The sequence below is a fragment of the Microbulbifer sp. ABF4_148 genome (genome assembly GCF_056158985.1).
The window spans coordinates 51,724-69,442 of sequence record NZ_JBSWUI010000001.1; the positions used below are offsets into that span (position 1 = coordinate 51,724).

The 17,719-nt window shown below is 56.1% G+C and carries 11 protein-coding genes; 9 read left to right on the top strand and 2 right to left on the bottom strand.

The genetic code is table 11. The annotated features are described in order from the left end of the window. The first annotated feature begins 153 nt into the window (after positions 1–153). The 6 genes from ACXAD0_RS00240 to ACXAD0_RS00265 all read left to right on the top strand — a co-directional run bounded on the left by ACXAD0_RS00240 (position 154) and on the right by ACXAD0_RS00265 (position 10,370). Positions 154–2,736, top strand: a complete 2,583-nt coding sequence (locus tag ACXAD0_RS00240) for an LPS-assembly protein LptD (RefSeq protein WP_475086331.1) — start codon at positions 154–156, stop codon at positions 2,734–2,736. 8 nt (positions 2,737–2,744) lie between these two features. After that, positions 2,745–4,106 (top strand): peptidylprolyl isomerase, encoded by a 1,362-nt coding sequence (locus tag ACXAD0_RS00245; protein WP_475086332.1) that lies wholly within the window; start codon positions 2,745–2,747, stop codon positions 4,104–4,106. After that, a complete protein-coding gene (gene pdxA / locus ACXAD0_RS00250; RefSeq protein ID WP_475086333.1) occupies positions 4,103–5,119 on the top strand; it encodes a 4-hydroxythreonine-4-phosphate dehydrogenase PdxA in 1,017 nt (338 codons plus the stop codon). Before ACXAD0_RS00245 ends, pdxA begins: the two co-directional genes overlap by 4 nt. Before the next feature lie 62 nt (positions 5,120–5,181). Beyond that, the gene (gene rsmA, locus ACXAD0_RS00255) at positions 5,182–5,982 is read left to right on the top strand and encodes a 16S rRNA (adenine(1518)-N(6)/adenine(1519)-N(6))-dimethyltransferase RsmA (protein WP_475086334.1); all 801 of its coding nucleotides are present in this window, start codon (positions 5,182–5,184) and stop codon (positions 5,980–5,982) included. Between the two features lie 15 nt (positions 5,983–5,997). Then, positions 5,998–6,810 carry a symmetrical bis(5'-nucleosyl)-tetraphosphatase gene (locus ACXAD0_RS00260; protein ID WP_475086335.1) on the top strand — a complete coding sequence of 271 codons (813 nt, stop codon included), beginning with the start codon at positions 5,998–6,000 and terminating at the stop codon, positions 6,808–6,810. A gap of 338 nt (positions 6,811–7,148) precedes the next feature. Further along, entirely contained in the window at positions 7,149–10,370 is a 3,222-nt protein-coding gene (locus tag ACXAD0_RS00265) for a phosphopantetheine-binding protein (protein ID WP_475086336.1), read from the top strand. Here the strand turns inward: ACXAD0_RS00265 and ACXAD0_RS00270 are convergent. Next, positions 10,367–11,353, bottom strand: coding sequence for a TauD/TfdA family dioxygenase (locus ACXAD0_RS00270; protein ID WP_475086337.1), 987 nt, complete (start codon positions 11,351–11,353; stop codon positions 10,367–10,369). The two genes, ACXAD0_RS00265 and ACXAD0_RS00270, sit on opposite strands and share 4 nt — an antisense overlap. A gap of 70 nt (positions 11,354–11,423) precedes the next feature. Beyond that, positions 11,424–12,464 carry a UDP-glucose 4-epimerase GalE gene (gene galE, locus ACXAD0_RS00275; RefSeq protein WP_475086338.1) on the bottom strand — a complete coding sequence of 347 codons (1,041 nt, stop codon included), beginning with the start codon at positions 12,462–12,464 and terminating at the stop codon, positions 11,424–11,426. A gap of 416 nt (positions 12,465–12,880) precedes the next feature. Between galE and ACXAD0_RS00280 the strand changes: the two genes are divergently transcribed. From ACXAD0_RS00280 to ACXAD0_RS00290, 3 genes are read left to right on the top strand one after another with little or no spacing between them, the layout of a single operon-like run. Then, positions 12,881–14,803 (top strand): PrkA family serine protein kinase, encoded by a 1,923-nt coding sequence (locus tag ACXAD0_RS00280; protein WP_475086339.1) that lies wholly within the window; start codon positions 12,881–12,883, stop codon positions 14,801–14,803. An 18-nt stretch (positions 14,804–14,821) separates the two neighbouring features. Beyond that, positions 14,822–16,102 (top strand): YeaH/YhbH family protein, encoded by a 1,281-nt coding sequence (locus tag ACXAD0_RS00285; RefSeq protein ID WP_475086340.1) that lies wholly within the window; start codon positions 14,822–14,824, stop codon positions 16,100–16,102. Then, positions 16,102–17,682, top strand: a complete 1,581-nt coding sequence (locus tag ACXAD0_RS00290; protein ID WP_475086341.1) for a SpoVR family protein — start codon at positions 16,102–16,104, stop codon at positions 17,680–17,682. Before ACXAD0_RS00285 ends, ACXAD0_RS00290 begins: the two co-directional genes overlap by 1 nt. The last annotated feature ends 37 nt before the right edge of the window (positions 17,683–17,719 follow it).

Consider the following 17,719-nt stretch of genomic DNA (forward strand, 5'->3'; position numbering starts at 1 on the left):
CGACCGCTGATTTTTACGCGCATGCCCTGAGCACCTGCGCGTCTCGTGCGCCCCGGAATGGGTGCGCCTTCTGATAGAGAGCCCCTCGGCGACAGTCCCTGACCGACGAGAGACACTCGAGAGACTCTAAAGATAGTCGGAACGAATCACCTGATGCTGGAAGCTTCCCGGTTGCACCGCCTGGCCTGGACCATCGCCCGTATATCCCGCCCATGTGCCCTTGCAATTGGCACGGCAGGCCTCATTGCCGCGGGTCCGCTCTCGGCCACTGAAATGGGCGATGAAAATACCGCCCTCGAGAACACCAATCCGTACCTTTTTCTCGACTGGCTGCCGCGCGAGGCGCTATCGCCCGAACAGCAAGCGGCATTGCCTCCCGTCTGTACCGGCGCCTTTATCGCGCCCCCGGCGTACTATGCCGACGCACTGCTGACACCAGAAAGTGCGCCTCTGCGCGCAACTGCCGACGCTTCCGAGTGGCTCAACGACGGTACGGCACGCCTGAGCGGCAATGTGCAGATTACCCAGGGCTACCGACAACTGTTCGCGGATCAGGTCGAGGTCAACCGGGCCGAGAGCTCGGCCTTCCTGCGCGGCGCCATTGAGATACGCGAGCCCAACCTGCTCGTGCGGGGCAAAGCGGCTGAAGTCCAAACCGACAGCCAGGCCGCCGAGATCGAAGATGCGACTTACGTCATTCACGACCAGTATGTTCACGGTAGCGCAGATTACGCTTCCCGAGAGAGTAGCGGGGAACTGACCCTCCTCGATGGAAACTACACCCGCTGCGAACCGGGCCACGTGGTATGGAGAATGAGTGGCGGCGAAATCCGCATCGATAACGTTGAACGCCAGGGGGTTGCCCGTAATGTACGCCTCGAAATTCTCGAGGTGCCGGTGTTCTATTTCCCTTACCTGCGCTTCCCGGTAGGCAGCGAACGCCTGTCTGGGCTGCTGTTCCCGAGTATCAGTAATAGCGAGGAAAATGGCTGGGACATTGCCATTCCCTACTACTGGAATATTGCCCCGCAGCTCGACGCCACGATCGTGCCGCGCTATATCCAGTACCGCGGTACCGGAGCGGAAGCTGAAATCCGTCATTTGAGCACCCTGTTCAGTACCGAAGTGCGGCTGGCGGGCCTTGGCAACGACAAGGGCGGCGACGACGAAGACGCCCGCCGACTGATCGACGAGGGCTTTCCCGAGGATCTGGTATTGCCCGGCAAAGGAGAGGATCGCTGGCTGCTGGACCTCGCACAGCAGGGGGGTAACGGCGAATTCTGGAATACCAATATCAGCTATACCAGGGTGAGCGATGCCGACTACTTCCGCGATCTGGACACCGCCAACCTCGCGGTATCGGCAGAAACCGCGCTGAGCCAGCGAGTTTCCGCAAGCCTGTTCAATGAAAACTGGAAGGCGACCCTGCGCGGCCAGGAATACCAGCAACTGGTGAAAGACCGCTTTGACACCTATAGCCAGCTGCCCCGCATGGATATCGACGGCTCCTATCGCTGGGACGACTGGCAACTGGACCTGCAGCATGAATTGACCGGCTGGGACCACGACGAAACCCAGACAATTCGCTTTATTGCCGATGTTGGCGATGTCACCAGCATCACAGAGCAGACCCGTAACTTTGTGAACGGGTCGCGCGCGCGTATCGACTACGAACTCAATTGGGACAAGCAGTGGTTATGGGGCTATGCCAAGCCCGGTATCGCAGCACGCTACCTGAGCTATCAGCTGGACGACACATTCCTGCGCCCCGAGGCCTCGGATTCTCCCGAAGCCAGTGCAGCCCAGTTCACCTTTGACGGCGGGCTATTTTTTGAACGCGATGCATCGGCCTGGGGCAGGCAGTTCACACAAACACTGGAACCCCGTCTGTTTGCACTGGCCAGTTCCAATGCGGATCAAAGCGACTTTTTCAATGTCAGTGAAAGCCCCCGTGATGGCGGCAACAATCTGCTATTCGACACCTCGCTCTTCACGTTCAGTTATGATCAGCTGTTCCGGGATACCCGCTTTACCGGGAACGACCGTATTGACGACGCGGACCGTGTCGCGCTCGGCCTGACCACCCGGATTGTGGATCCGGTGAGTGGTCGCGACCTGTTTGCCGCCAGCGGCGGCCAGATATTTTATGGGAACGACCGGGAATCCCTGACGGGCATCGTCGAAGAAGCGCCCCGCTCCGAGTTTGCCGCTCGAATCGAGAGTCGCCCGATCCAGTCCCTGCGCCTCAGCAGTGAACTGATCTATGACGACGATGAAGGAGAGCTGAACCGCGGTAACTTCACCCTGCGCTACCTGGATGAAGACCTGCGCCTGTTCAACCTCAGCTATCGATACCTGCGTCGCGACGAGATCTTCGACATCAATGACAACCTAATCCAGGGCAGCATCAAGCAAGCCGACGCCTCGTTGGTCTACCCAATCAACAGTTCCTTCTCCCTGATGGCAAGGGCAAACTACGATATAACCTTTAAGCGGGAACTGGAGTACCTCGCTGGCGTCGAATATGACAGCTGTTGCTACCGGGCCCGAATTGCCTGGCGGCGCACACTGGACAACCGCCTTGCGGACGTGGTCACCCCTGAGGAACTGGAGTTTGACGAGGGTATCTACCTCGACTTCCAGCTCAAGGGGCTCGCCGGACTTGGCAGCACGGTCACCCGCATGCTGAGCCAGGGCGTCCCCAACTTTGATCAGAGAGAATTGCTGAAACAGTGAAGAAAATAATGAGTAATACCCCCTACACCCAAGCCTTCGGCAAATTACTTGCCACCCTGCTGGTCAATTGCGCCCTGCTCTCCGGTGCAGCCCAGGCCCAGGTTCAGGCTCTTGACCGGGTTGTCGCTGTGGTCGACGATGACGTCGTAATGGCCAGCGAACTCCAGCAACGCTTGAATACCATTACCAACCAGATTCGCGAGCAACAGGTGCAGGCTCCTCCCCTGGACGTGCTGCGACGCCAGGTGCTGGAGCAGCTCATTATCGAGCGTCTGCAGCTACAAATGGCCGCCCGCGCCGGGGTTACTGTTTCTGACGCGGAACTGGACCAGGCCATCGCACGGGTACAGCAGAACAGCGGGGTGAGCCCAGAACAATTCCGCGAACGCCTGACAGCAGACGGGCTCACGGAGAAAGCCTTCCGTCAGCAGATTCGCCAGGAGCTATTGATTCGTCGCGTCGAACAGGGCAGCGTCAATCGCCGCATTCAGATTACCGATCAGGATATCGATAATTTCCTGCGCTCCAAAGAGGGCGAATTCTGGAAATCCCCACAGTATGAGTTGGGTCATATCTTGATCCCTGTCAGCTCGAGCGCCCCTGCAGAAGATGTCACCAGTGCCCGGGAGAAAGCGCGCGGACTCGCTCAGCAAGTAAGGGACGGGGCCAACTTTCGACAGCTCGCGATCGCAAACTCAGCGGGACAAAATGCACTGACCGGTGGCGACTTGGGCTGGCGCAAGACCGTCGAACTGCCGACCCTGTTTGCCGATGCACTGGAAAACCTGAAGGTCGGGGACGTCACCGACCCGTTCCGCAGTGACGCAGGTTTCCACTTGCTCAAGATTCACGCCCAGCGCGGCTCCACGGAACAGGTTGTCGAACAGACCAAAGTGCGCCATATCCTGGTGAAGACCTCTGAGATCCGGGATGACGACGCCGCCTACAACTTGCTCATCGAACTGCGCAAGCAGGTAGAAGACGGGGCAGATTTTGGCGAGCTCGCCCGCGAAAACTCCGAAGACATCGGCACCATGCTGTCGGGTGGTGACCTCGGCTGGTCCATGCCTGGACAGTTTGTCCCGGAGTTTACCCAGGCGATGAACAATACGCCGGTGGGCGAAATCAGCATGCCCTTCCGCTCTCAATTTGGCTGGCACATCCTCCGGGTTGATGGACGACGCAACCAGGACATGACCGATCAATATATCCGCAATCAGGCGTCGAACCTCCTGCGCAACCGCCGCTATGAAGAAGAGCTGCAGAACTGGCGCCGCGAGATTCGCGACCAGGCGTATGTGGATATCAAACTGAAATTTGAAGATGAGGAAAGCGAAGGAGAGAGCGAAGGGACGCCCTCTCCACAATGATCCCGCGCATCGCCCTGACTCCCGGAGAGCCGTCCGGCATCGGTCCTGAACTGGCCGTGCGGCTCGCCTGCCTGGAAAGTCCCGCCGGCCGCCATGGCCAGCATACCCCGGCACAACTCGTTGCCATTGCCGATCCTGAATTGCTCGAGCGCACCGCGCACGCAATGGGACTGCCGCTGAAACTGCTCCCTTTCGACGGCAAGGCCGCTGCCGGGGATACGCCGCCAAACAGCCTGTTTATCGATCCGGTGAGCGCCGCGGCCCCGTCCAGCCCCGGCGTCCTCGACGTGCGCAATGCCAGCTATGTCCTCGAAACCCTGCGTACGGCGGCCAACGGCTGCCTCAGTAAGGCATTCGATGCTGTCGTCACTGGCCCCGTGCACAAGGGCATCATCAATGAAGCGGGCATTCCATTCAGTGGACACACGGAATTGTTCGCCGAGATTGGTGGCGCTGAGCGGGTGGTGATGATGCTGGCTGCTGGTGAGCTCCGCGTGGCGCTGGTAACAACCCACTTGCCACTGAAGGATGTGAGTGAGCAAATCACCCCCGAGCGCCTCGAGCAGGTTACGCGCATCCTCGCCGCCAGCCTGAGAGATCAGTTTCACTTGCCCGAACCGCGCATTGGCGTCTGCGGGCTGAATCCCCATGCCGGTGAGGGCGGGCATCTCGGCAGAGAGGAAATCGACGTCATCATACCGTCCCTGGAGCGACTGCGCGGGGAAGGTATTCAACTACTGGGGCCACTCCCCGCCGACACCCTGTTCACCCCCCCGCAACTCGCGCGATGCGACGCCGTACTGGCGATGTATCACGACCAGGGGCTGCCGGTGTTAAAATTCCACGGTTTCGGCCATGCCGTGAATATTACGCTTGGCCTACCCTTTATTCGCACATCCGTGGACCACGGCACTGCCCTGAATATTGCCGCGCGCTATGAAGCCGACGGCGGCAGTCTGCGTGCAGCGGTCGCCCAGGCGGTGCAGCTCGCCCGCTTACGGCACAATCACTAACTCCCCGGGCACCTGGAGAACCGACCGGTCTCCGGGGCACATGACTGAATGATCAGAGATTTATGGATAACTTTTTCCAGCACAAGGCGCGTAAACGATTCGGCCAGAACTTCCTAGTAGATGAGAACATTATCGAGCGTATTGTGCGCGCCATTGGCCCCAAGGAAACCGACCGTCTTGTCGAGATCGGTCCCGGTCAGGGCGCGATCACCGCACTGCTGCTGCAGCGCTGCCCCTCCCTGGTAGCCGTCGAACTCGACCGCGACCTGATTCCCATGCTGGAATTCAAGTTCCGCGAATATCCCGAGTTTCGAATCATTGAGCAGGACGCGCTCAAGTTTGATTTCAGCAGCCTGGCAGACCAGGCGCATCCTCTGCGGATCGTAGGTAATTTGCCCTATAACATTTCCACGCCATTGCTGTTTCACTTACTCAGCTTTCGCGGTCTGGTGCAGGACATGCATTTCATGCTGCAAAAAGAAGTCGTTGACCGGCTGGGCGCCACACCGGGAAACAAATCCTATGGACGCCTGAGTGTGATGGTTCAGTATCACTGCCGCGTGCAGGGCCTGTTCCCGGTCCCGCCTCAGTCATTCCGTCCGGCACCCAAAGTCGATTCGGCCATTGTACGCCTGGTGCCCCATGCTCAGCCGCCGCATCCGGCCGCCGATGAGCAGCTTCTCGAGCGGATCGTGAATGTCGCTTTCCAACAGCGGCGCAAGACCTTGCGCAACGCGCTCAAGCCTCTTTTCCCCGATCTCGAAACCGAAGGACTGCCCATCGATGCCGGACGTCGCCCGGAAACCCTGAGTGTGAAAGAGTTCGTCGAACTGGCAAACTACTGCGCGAAGCAAGCGAGCTAACGACGGGAAACAACATTGGCCACCTATGCCATCGGCGATATTCAGGGCTGCCTCGAACCACTACAGCGCCTGCTGAAAAAAGTGCACTTCCGCCACGACCGTGACAAGCTCTGGCTGGCTGGCGATATGGTGCACCGCGGACCGGACAGCCTCGGCACCCTTCGCTTTCTGTATGAACATCGCAGTCAGGTCACGGCGGTGCTCGGCAACCACGACCTGCACTTACTGGCACTCGCGCACGGGGCAAAGAAGCTGAGCGATCGCGAGCACGACCTCGCCAAAATACTCCGAGCGCCAGATGCGGACAAATTGCTCTCCTGGCTGCAGAGTCTCCCGCTAGTGGTACATAAGAAGGGCTTCACCATGGTGCATGCGGGCATCCCGCCCATTTGGAGTATCACCAAGGCGATGGAGCTCGGCCGGGAAGTGCACAAGGCACTCTCTGATGACGCGATGGCCAAAGCCTACTTCTATGGCATGTATGGCAATGAACCCCATTGCTGGGATGACCACCTGCTGGGTATCGAGCGACTGCGCTCCATCACCAACTACTTTACCCGAATGCGCTTTTGCAAAGCGGACGGCACCCTGGATCTGGTAACGAAACGCGGCCCCGCTGCCGCGCACCACGACTACCGCCCGTGGTTCAGCTTTCCTGAACGCAAGACACGCAAAGACAAGATCATCTTCGGGCACTGGGCCGCGCTCGAAGGGCGTGCCGATACCGAAAATGTCTACGCCCTGGATACGGGTTGCGTGTGGGGTGGCTACCTGACTGCGATGCGCCTCTCGGACGAGCAATTTTTCTGTGTCGATGCGGCAGGCTAGCGAATTCCAAGTTTTCACTGACTGAGACTTGGCGTAGAACACTTTTTCAGGGAAACTATCCCCCAGTGTGTGCGGTGAATTGAAGGAAGCAGCTAGCCGCCACCCCAAAAAAAAGAAATTGGCGCCAATTCGCCAGGGGGAAATGGCAAAGTCGTTCGATTTGCCACGCTACCAGTGATCTCACTGGTGCATCACGGAAGAAGAATTGATCTACCTCGGTTGCCGTTGTACCGCACCACCCTTCTCATCCCACTCCGCCTATCGTACTGAGCCCGGTTTTTATCTATTCGCACCGCGCAACTCCCAAGCGCTATTGACGATCACGACAGGGCAGTCCAATGATTGAAAAGGCAACTGGCATCACGTCAGTTAATTCCCTCGCTTACGTTTCCAGCGCATTTTCGACCTTAAATCGTGGCGGGTCTTTCGTCAGCCTGAATAATGGACGAGCCCCGGACCAACGCTTTGGCCTGCAACTGGAGTCCCAGCTGGACGTCGGGGATGAGTATGGCTGGTATCAGGGGCCGGCATATCAGCCCAGTCCATCGAACACCATCGCCCAGGTGCTGTTCACCTCCGGGACAGAGGGTGAAGCCAAAGCCGTCGCCATTTCCCATGCAGCGCTGGCCGATACGACGCAGCGCCTCATCGAGCACATGGAAATCGACGCGAGCATCCGCGAGTATATTGGTGTTCCGGTCAATTACTCATTCGGCTTTGGCCGCTGTCGCGCGGTTTCATCCGCAGGCGGCAATTTCTATTTGCCGCAGCATGGCTTCAACCCAATCGAAATTCAGGAAATGTTATCGAACGGCGATATCAATGCGATCTCTGCCGTTCCATCCCTGTGGCGATTAATCCTGGAAGCGCCGGATTCGATGGCCGATGTGGGCAAGCAGGTCCGCTGGATTGAAATCGGCAGTCAGTTTATGAGCGCCGACGAAAAACGTCAGCTGCGCTCGATCTTTCCCAACGCCCGCATACTGCAGCACTATGGCCTTTCTGAAGCCTCCCGGTCCACGTTCCTCCGAATCGATCAAGCGACGCCTGAGCAGCTGGAGTCTGTAGGACGTGCGCAAGGCGGTGTCGAAGTCCGTATTGGTGCCACCGGCGCCATTGAAATCCGTGGACCACACCTTGCCAGCGGTTTTCTCAGGGAAGGCAAGCTCGTCGGCTTACCCGGTGAGAACGGATGGCTGCGGACGTCGGACAAAGGTCACATTCAAGACGGGCTACTCCACTTTGATGGCCGCCTGGATGACATCATCAATTGCGGGGGTATAAAGCTCTCACCCGATAAACTGGAACGGGCGATCTCAGATGCCCTGGCGGTGGGATCCATTGCGGTCTTTCGACACCCGCACAACGACCTCGGCGAACAACCCGCGGTTGCAGTACCAAAAGACTGCGTAACATCCGACTCCGATCTGCAAAAAGCGATGCGGGTACAGTTGATGCTGCAGGGCCTGCGCCCAAATGGAAAGACACCCATTTATCGCCTCGATACGCTGCCCATCACCCATACGGGCAAGATCCAGCGCAGCAAGCTGGTCACACTGACCAGCCATCAACCGACGACCGAAAAGAACATACCACAGGACGCGGCGTCACCGGCCTCAAACAGCGAGACTCCGGAGATTCATGCCGACCGCTTGATCGCCATCTGGGAGGACATCCTGCAAGTAAAGCCGGTGTCACCAGAAGATAGCTTCTTTGATCTCGGTGGGGACTCGTTATCGGCAATTCGTGTGGTCATGAGAATGGAAAAAGCGGGCGTTCCCAAGGCCGCCTGCAGACGCATTTTTGAAGGTCACAGCATTGCGCAGATCATTGCGAGCTTCAGCGCAACGCAGCAAGATTCTCACTCGGCGGGGGAAGTATCCAGTAATTCCGATGACGCACATGAGTTGACCGATGCCCTCGTCTCTATCTGGCAGGACATTCTCAAGATTGAGGGCATCAAGCCAGACGACAGCTTCTTCGATCTCGGCGGCGATTCCCTGTCAGCGATTCGCGTTGCCATGCGCATGGAAAAGGCCGGCGTTCCAAAGACAATTTGCCGACAAATTTTTGAGGGTCTTTCCATCGCGCAGATTGTCGAGCGTGTACACCCGGACAGCAAAACAATACAACGTCCGCAGCAGACGCAGGGTACCTTAGGGAACGCAACCGCAGAGTCGCTCGTCGCCATCTGGAGCGAGATTCTCGGCATCGATGATGTCAGCATCGATGACAGTTTTTTTGATCTGGGAGGGGATTCCCTTTCGGCCATCCGCGTGACCATGAGAATGCAATCGACGGGGCTGCCAAAGGAGACCTGTCGAAAAATTTTTGAAGGCTTCACCATTCGACAGATCATCGCACTGGGTGAAAACCCGCAAACCACTTCGACCACACCTGCCGGAAAGGCCAAAGGTTCCGCGGCTGCTCAATTGCCACCGGGTGACCAGAGAACGCCGATGGCATCGGCCAGTCTCGCTCTCAATACCATGCGCGGCCTGCTGGTACTACTGAATATCGCAGCGCACTGGATGCCGGGCGTGATCGCGCGCTTGCCAGCGGCAGCAGGCGAGTGGAACCGCTACCTGGCCCCACTCTACAGCTCCGGCACCCCGGGTTTTGCGATGATCTTCGGGGCAGGCATGGGCTTTTTCCTGCTGCCGCGATTCCAGAAAAACCGCTCCTCCGTTGATCGACTGTCGGTACGTAATTTGCTACTGCTCTTCGTTGGAATGAGCTTGCTCGCTGCTGTCTACGTTGCCGACACTTTGGTTACCCATGGACAAGTCACCGGGATCAATGTGGTCAACTCCTACTACTCGGTCATTTTCTACTACTTCTTTGCAGTACTGACCATTCCACTGTGGCTCAGGCTGCTGAGCATTTTCCGGTCGTTCAGCTTTGCCTGCCTGTGCGCCGCCGCACTGCTCTATCTTGTACACCTGACCATCGCTGCACTGCAGATACCGCCCTCCGACAACGCGCTCGGACAAATGGCGGTACTCCTGATGACGGCAAAATATAATTATTTTGAAATGACCGCTGGCGTGCTGTTGGGGGCAGCAGCAGGAGGCTGGCTGAAGGAAACGATTGAGCGTAACGCTTCACTGAGCGGCTTTACCCTGACCGGCATTTTGTTGGTTGTTCTGGCCGTCATTATCTCGATCGAGACCAATGAGACCCATTTGTGGACGGTATGGCCGAAAGGCATGTACGCCTGGACGTGGCCCCTTTATCTGGGACTGATCCTGATCGGCACCACAATGCTCTACCATGTACTGCGCGGCAGTGATCAGGCTATGCATCCGGTTGCAACAGTGTCTATCCGCGTCATCTCGATCGTAGGCATCCTCGCATTCCCCCTGTTTATTGGGCACGAACTCGTCAGGCCGACGGCCGAGCTAATCGGGCACCTCGGTATCCCCGGCGGGCTGGCGATCATGCTGACCGGATACTTCACCTTGTCGCTGTATTTCGGATATCGCCTTTATACCGTGTACTTTGGTGGGCAGCAGGTGCGGCCGGAGCAGAGTCTGCTCCAGCCTCAGGTGGCGGGTTAAAAGGAAGTGACATCCGCGTAGTCGATGCGCCCCGTCATAGTGACCAGTATGTTCCTCTCTCCTTCGAAAGGCCGGCGGCCATGGGAGAGGAGCATATTATCAATCAAGATAACGTCTCGTTTCTGCCATGGGAATGAGGAGGCATTTTTCTCGTAGAGGTAGCGCAACACCATAATGACCTCTTCTTCGATTTCCTCGCCGTCTCCGTAGTAGGTATTGTACGGAAGCCCTTCCTGACCCACAGTCTCGAGAAAAAACTCTTTTAACTCAGGTTCGAGCGAGTGCACGTTGAAAAACGTCCCGTGGTTAAACCAGACCTTTTCACCGGTCAACGGGTGTACCAGTGAGGTATTGCGGACATACCTTAAGGTTGGCGTACCGTCTTCATTCCACTCCAATCCCTCAATATAGTTTTGTCGGCAATACGCCTCGAGCTCCTCACGCGTTTCAACATTGAAGGCTTCCTTCCAGGGAATCCCCATATTGTTACTGAAGCGACGTACATACATCAGTTTCTTGCGTTCAAATTTTTCACGGATGTCCGCTGGTATGTCCCGATATAACTGACGGCAATCGGCCAAGGGGGTTTCCCCGCCCGACGCTGCCGGCACATCGCAGTAGAAGAAAAGATTAAAGGGCCACTCTCCGGCGTAGGACTTTTCATTATGGAAAAAGATCGTCCGATCGCTTTGATACCGGGTAGAAGTCGACGTTCGGCTTTTCACATGGTCGCGTGGTGAAGTCGCCTCAAGATAGGGAACCCAATCACTGTTCGTCGTCGCAGCCGCCAACCGCTCAAAGTCATCAATTCCGTCCACCGAGAACCCTCTAAACAGGATGGCACCGTGATCGCTCAACAGTGCACGGATTCTTGCCTGGTTCTCAGCGGCCCAGCGATAAATGTCAAACTGTGGATCCTGATGGGTGATCACCAGTGGAAAATGGCTGGTGCCCAGTTTAGAAAATTCGATCCCCCCGTCCATAGGTCTTCTCCTTGTTATGATTCAAATCGGGGTGTCGTGAGCAGGCGCCACTCTACCCCGCACTCCTCAGTTATACGTCTCTATCCTCAGTTTCAAAGCCATTGGGATTGTTTGACTGCCAGCGCCAGGTATCCTCGACCATCTTGTCGAGACCATATTCTGCCTGCCAGTTGAGCTCTTCACGCGCCAGTGATGGATCGGCATAACATTCAGCAATATCCCCCGCGCGCCTTGCAACGATTTCATAAGGAATTTCCCGACCGCTGGCACGCTCAAACGCGCGGACAATCTCCAATACGGAGCTGCCATTTCCCGTCCCAAGGTTGTAGGTGTAACACCCCGACTTTACTTCGTTATTAAACAATTTTCGCAACGCCGCAATATGGCCACGGGCCAAATCCACCACGTGGATATAATCCCTCACACCGGTTCCATCGGGTGTCGGATAGTCGTCACCGAACACCCTCAGGGCCGGGAGCCGACCGACAGCAACCTGGGCCACATAAGGGAGCAAGTTATTTGGGATTCCCTGAGGGTCTTCTCCTATAGTTCCACTGGAATGCGCACCAATGGGATTAAAGTAGCGCAATAGATTTATTCGCCATGGCGCATCCGGTGCAGCGCATAGATCCTGCAAAACATTCTCAACCATCAATTTGCTGGCACCATAGGGGTTAGTTGCGCCAGTCGGAAAACTTTCCAAAATCGGGACACTTTGCGGATCGCCATACACCGTGGCCGAAGAGCTGAATATCAAATTATTTACATGGAACTCCTGCATCACCTGACACAGGGCCAAAGTGCCCGCAACGTTATTCTGATAGTAACGCAAAGGCTGGGAAACAGACTCACCTACAGCCTTTAAGCCAGCAAAATGAATTACCGCTTCAATCGAATACTGCGAGAATATTTCTCGCATCCCTTCAAGATCATTGATGTCTGCACGATGAAAGGGGATTGACTTGCCAACAATTGACTCGACACGCTGCAACGCCTGTTCACTGCTGTTATCGAGATTGTCTACTACAACCGGCTCGAACCCAGCATGAACCAACTCGACACAGGTATGACTACCAATATATCCCGCTCCACCGGTAACAAGAACTGCCATCCTTTCACCCGACTCCTAGTTTTAGCTTCTAATTTACGACGTCAATCTCACCGCCTGTCGCAGCGAGCCACCCGCCCAATTTCGGCCTAGTAGATCGCAAAACTGCCGTGTATTTCAACCTGTATTTGCTCCCCTCACGTCGGGGCGATTAAGAGCTGGCTATGATGGAAATGCGGATACCAATTTTATCCGATAAGCGACCGGCGACCGGCATTTGTCGCCCGTGGAAATAAAGATAGTGTCCAGGACTTTGAGCGCTCTAGCTTCTTCCAGCATATAGCCGCCTCAATTTGGCGTAGATATCTACTTGCAACCCGCCGGCATCTCCGCTCTTGGCAGCACCCCTGTCAGACGTGACGCCCCCGGAACAGGCGAGAAGCACAGGCGTAGCCGCACGCGACAGGGAGTTGTGCAACATGACGATATTCAATCATTATCTCGAACGCTATGAGGCCATTCAGGACGAGGAACTGAGCATTCAGGACTACCTCGAGCTCTGCAAGGCAGATCCAAGTGTCTACGCATCACCAGCGGAACGCATGTTGATGGCCATCGGTGAGGCCGAGCTGGTAGACACCTCCCGCGACCCCCGGCTATCGCGCATATTTTCCAACAAAGTGATCAAGCGCTACAAAGCGTTCAGCGAATTCTATGGCATGGAAGAGGCCATTGAGCAGATTGTCTCTTTCTTCCGCCATGCAGCTCAGGGCCTCGAAGAGAAGAAGCAGATCTTGTACCTACTCGGCCCGGTGGGCGGCGGCAAGTCCTCGCTGGCGGAGCGATTGAAGGCTTTGATGGAACAAGTACCAATTTACGCCATCAAAGGCTCACCAGTTTTTGAGTCCCCCCTGAGCCTGTTCTCTCCAGACGAAGACGGCCAGATTCTCGAGGAGGACTATGGAATTGCGCGGCGCTATGTCAATACGATCATGTCGCCCTGGGCGGTAAAACGCCTGCACGAATATGAAGGTGATATCAGCAAGTTCCGCGTCGTGAAGATTCGTCCGTCCATACTGGATCAGGTTGCCATCGCCAAGACAGAGCCCGGCGATGAGAACAACCAGGATATCTCCGCGCTGGTCGGCAAAGTCGACATCCGTCAACTGGAGGACTTTCCGCAGAACGACCCGGATGCCTACAGCTTCTCGGGTAGCCTCTGCCGCGCAAACCAGGGGCTGATGGAGTTTGTGGAGATGTTCAAGGCGCCCATCAAGGTGCTCCATCCACTGCTCACCGCCACCCAGGAAGGGAACTACAACAGCACAGAGGGTCTCGGCGCAATCCCCTTCAACGGGACCATTCTCGCCCATTCCAACGAGTCAGAATGGCAGTCATTCCGCAACAACCGGAATAACGAGGCATTCCTCGACCGGATCTACATCGTCAAAGTGCCTTACTGCGTGCGCGTTCAGGAAGAGATCAATATTTACCAGAAGCTGCTGGAAAACAGCTCCCTGTCGAAGGCACCCTGCGCGCCCGACACCCTGCGCATGCTGGCGCAATTCTCCGTCCTCTCCCGGATCAAGGGACCAGAGAATTCCAACGTCTATTCCAAGATGCGCATCTATGACGGGGAGAACCTGAAAGACACGGACCCCAAGGCGAAAACTATTCAGGAATATCGTGACAACGCCGGTGTCGATGAGGGCATGAACGGGCTATCCACGCGTTTCGCCTTCAAGATTCTCTCGAAAGTATTCAACTTCGACGCAACGGAAGTAGCCGCCAACCCGGTGCACCTGCTGTATGTCCTCGAGCAGCAAATCGAGCAGGAGCAGTTCCCGCCCGAGCAACAGGAAAAGTATCTCGGATTTATCAAAGAGTACCTCGCACCGCGTTACGTGGAGTTTATTGGCAAGGAAATCCAGACAGCGTATCTCGAGTCCTACGCTGAATATGGTCAGAACCTCTTTGATCGCTACGTAACCTATGCGGACTTCTGGATTCAGGACCAGGAATATCGCGATCCGGAAACCGGTGAGATCCTCGACCGTAGCGCCCTGAATGAGGAACTGGAAAAAACTGAAAAGCCGGCTGGCATTTCCAATCCGAAAGATTTCCGCAATGAAATCGTCAACTTTGTGCTGCGGGCCCGCGCCAACAACCAGGGCAAGAACCCCGATTGGCGCTCCTATGAAAAACTCCGCGCGGTCATCGAGAAGAAAATGTTCTCGAATACCGAGGACCTGCTGCCAGTAATCTCGTTCAACACCAAGGCTTCCGCAGACGACAAGAAGAAGCATGCCGACTTTGTCGAGCGCATGGTAGAGCGGGGCTATACCGAGAAACAGGTGCGCCTGCTCTCCGAATGGTATTTGCGGGTACGGAAGTCACAGTGACGACAGTGAGGTCGAGCCATGAGTTATATCATCGACCGACGCCTGAACGGTAAGAACAAGAGCACGGTCAATCGACAGCGGTTCCTGCGTCGTTATAAAGCCCACATCAAGAAGGCGGTGGGCGAGGCGATGAATAGTCGCTCGATCACCGACATGGAAAAGGGCGAGCAAATCAGTATCCCTACCCGGGATATCAGCGAGCCCGTTTTCACCCATGGTCCTGGCGGTCATGTCGATGCAGTGCTGCCAGGCAACAAGGAGTTCACCACCGGGGACCGCATTCCCCGCCAGGGACAGCAGTCCGGTTCCGGTGGCGGCGGGGGTGCTGCGAGCGACAGCGGTGAGGGCGTCGAGGATTTCGTCTTCCAGATCTCACAGGAAGAGTTCCTCGACTTTATGTTCGAGGGGCTGCAACTCCCGAACATGCTGAAACGTCGGCTGGCCGGTAATGAAGCCTTCAATATGGTTCGTGCGGGGATCAGCAATGAAGGCACCCCCGGTCGCCTCAACGTGGTGCGCTCACTCCGTGCCGCGAATGCCAGGCGTATCGCGCTCACCAGCGGCAAGCGTCGCAATTTAAAGCGCCTCGAGAAAGAGCTGGAGCAGGAAGAGCGCAAGGAAACCGCACTCCGCGACCAGCGCCTGCTCGAGAGACTACAGGCAGAGATTGCCGAACTGCGCAGCCGTATCGAGCGCGTCCCCTATCTCGATGACTTTGACCTCAAATACAATTTGCTGGTGCGTCAGCCACGGCCACAGTCCAAGGCGGTCATGTTTTGCCTGATGGATGTCTCCGGATCCATGAACCAGGCCACCAAGGACATGGCGAAGCGGTTTTTCTTGCTGCTGTATCTCTTCCTCAAGCGCAGCTATGAATACACCGAAGTCGTCTTCATCCGTCACCACACCAGTGCCAAGGAAGTGGATGAAGAAGAGTTTTTCTATTCCCGGGAAACCGGCGGGACAATCGTCTCCAGTGCACTGAAGCTCATGCGCAAGGTGATGCAGGAACGCTATCCGGCGAGCGAGTGGAATATCTATGGTGCCCAGGCGTCTGATGGCGACAACTGGAATGATGATTCGAGCACCTGTCACAAGATTCTTATCGACGACATCATGCCGCACGTCCAGTACTACTCCTATGTGGAAATCACACCACGTGATCACCAGGCGCTATGGGAAGAATATGAAAGCGTAAAGACCGTTTTCCCTGATTATTTTGCGATGGAGCAAATCGTCGATGTTCAGGATATTTATCCGGTATTTCGACAGCTCTTCACCCAGAAGGTCGCTAACTGATGTTTGATAAATTCACTTCTGCCCCGGGTGCTCATTCTGCCGACCCGATCTCCACGACCTCGGAGTGGACTTTCGAACTGGTGCAGGAGTATGACCGGGAAATCGGTGCGATCGCCGAAGAGTTTGGCCTCGACACCTATCCGAACCAGATTGAGATTATCTGCTCCGAGCAGATGATGGACGCTTACTCCTCAGTCGGCATGCCCGTTGGCTACAATCATTGGTCGTTCGGCAAGCAATTCATCAACGTCGAGAACAATTACCAGCGCGGCCTGATGGGCCTTGCCTATGAAATTGTCATCAACAGTAACCCTTGCATCGCTTACCTCATGGAAGAAAACACCATGACGATGCAAGCCCTGGTGATCGCCCACGCCTGTTACGGACACAATTCATTTTTCAAGGGAAATTACCTGTTCCGTACCTGGACCGATGCCAGCAGCATTATTGACTACCTGCTTTTTGCCAAGAATTACATCGCCAAGTGTGAGGAGCGGCACGGGGTCGACGAGGTTGAGGCGATACTGGATTCATGCCATGCGCTGATGAACTATGGGGTTGACCGTTACAAGCGACCCTATCCGATTTCCGCCGTCGAGGAAGAGCGCCGGCAAAAGGAGCGTGAAGAGTACCGGCAACGTCAACTCAACGATCTCTGGCGCACTATTCCTAAGCTCGGCGAAGAGCAGGGTGAGCAGAATCAACGTCGCTTCCCGGAGGAACCGCAGGAAAACCTGCTCTACTTTGTCGAGAAGAACGCCCCCTTGCTGGAAAACTGGCAACGTGAACTTGTGCGTATTGTGCGCAAGCTCGCCCAGTATTTTTACCCCCAGCGACAAACACAGGTCATGAATGAGGGCTGGGCGACCTTTTGGCACTACACACTGCTCACTGAACTGCACCGTCGCGGCCGGGTGACAGAAGGATTTATGCTGGAGTTCCTGCAGAGCCACACCAATGTCATCTTCCAGCCATCCTACGACACCCCGTATTACAGCGGCATCAACCCCTATGCGCTCGGATTCAATATGTTTTCCGACTTGCGCCGAATCTGTGAAAACCCGACTCAGGAAGACCGACACTGGTTTCCCGATATTGCAGGGAGCGACTGGAAAGAGACACTGCAGTTCGCCATGCGCGATTTCAAGGATGAGAGTTTCATCCTGCAGTTCCTCTCGCCCAAGGTGATGCGGGATATGAAACTGTTTTGCATCAGTGACGACGACCGCGAGAGCGAAATCGTGGTCAACGCCATTCACGATGAGGATGGGTACAGCCAGCTACGGGCAAACCTGGCAGGGCAGTACAATCTGGGTAATCGGGAGCCCAATATTCAGGTCTATTCCGTCGATACCCGGGGCGATCGCTCACTGACCCTGCACCACACACAACACCGCAGGCGCCCACTGGGTAAGGACACCAAGGAGGTTCTGCGGCACCTGCACCGCCTATGGGGTTTTGATGTCCACCTCCACAGCCTCAACGAGGACGAGATCACCTGCAGCTACCACTGCCCCGAAGCAGGCAGGGATCGCACCGAGAAGGACGATGAACACCTTCTCATTCCCAAACCTATTTAACGGGAGCGCGACAGGAACACCCCCAGGCCGGGGAAAT

What these genes read in the sequence shown, in the direction of transcription:
- ACXAD0_RS00240 (WP_475086331.1), top strand. Translation starts at nt 154, where the DNA reads ATGCTGGAAGCTTCCCGGTTGCACCGCCTGGCCTGGACCATCGCCCGT.
- ACXAD0_RS00245 (WP_475086332.1), top strand. Translation starts at nt 2,745, where the DNA reads ATGAGTAATACCCCCTACACCCAAGCCTTCGGCAAATTACTTGCCACC.
- pdxA (WP_475086333.1), top strand. Translation starts at nt 4,103, where the DNA reads ATGATCCCGCGCATCGCCCTGACTCCCGGAGAGCCGTCCGGCATCGGT.
- rsmA (WP_475086334.1), top strand. Translation starts at nt 5,182, where the DNA reads ATGGATAACTTTTTCCAGCACAAGGCGCGTAAACGATTCGGCCAGAAC.
- ACXAD0_RS00265 (WP_475086336.1), top strand. Translation starts at nt 7,149, where the DNA reads ATGATTGAAAAGGCAACTGGCATCACGTCAGTTAATTCCCTCGCTTAC.
- ACXAD0_RS00270 (WP_475086337.1), bottom strand. Translation starts at nt 11,353, where the DNA reads ATGGACGGGGGGATCGAATTTTCTAAACTGGGCACCAGCCATTTTCCA.
- galE (WP_475086338.1), bottom strand. Translation starts at nt 12,464, where the DNA reads ATGGCAGTTCTTGTTACCGGTGGAGCGGGATATATTGGTAGTCATACC.
- ACXAD0_RS00280 (WP_475086339.1), top strand. Translation starts at nt 12,881, where the DNA reads ATGACGATATTCAATCATTATCTCGAACGCTATGAGGCCATTCAGGAC.
- ACXAD0_RS00285 (WP_475086340.1), top strand. Translation starts at nt 14,822, where the DNA reads ATGAGTTATATCATCGACCGACGCCTGAACGGTAAGAACAAGAGCACG.
- ACXAD0_RS00290 (WP_475086341.1), top strand. Translation starts at nt 16,102, where the DNA reads ATGTTTGATAAATTCACTTCTGCCCCGGGTGCTCATTCTGCCGACCCG.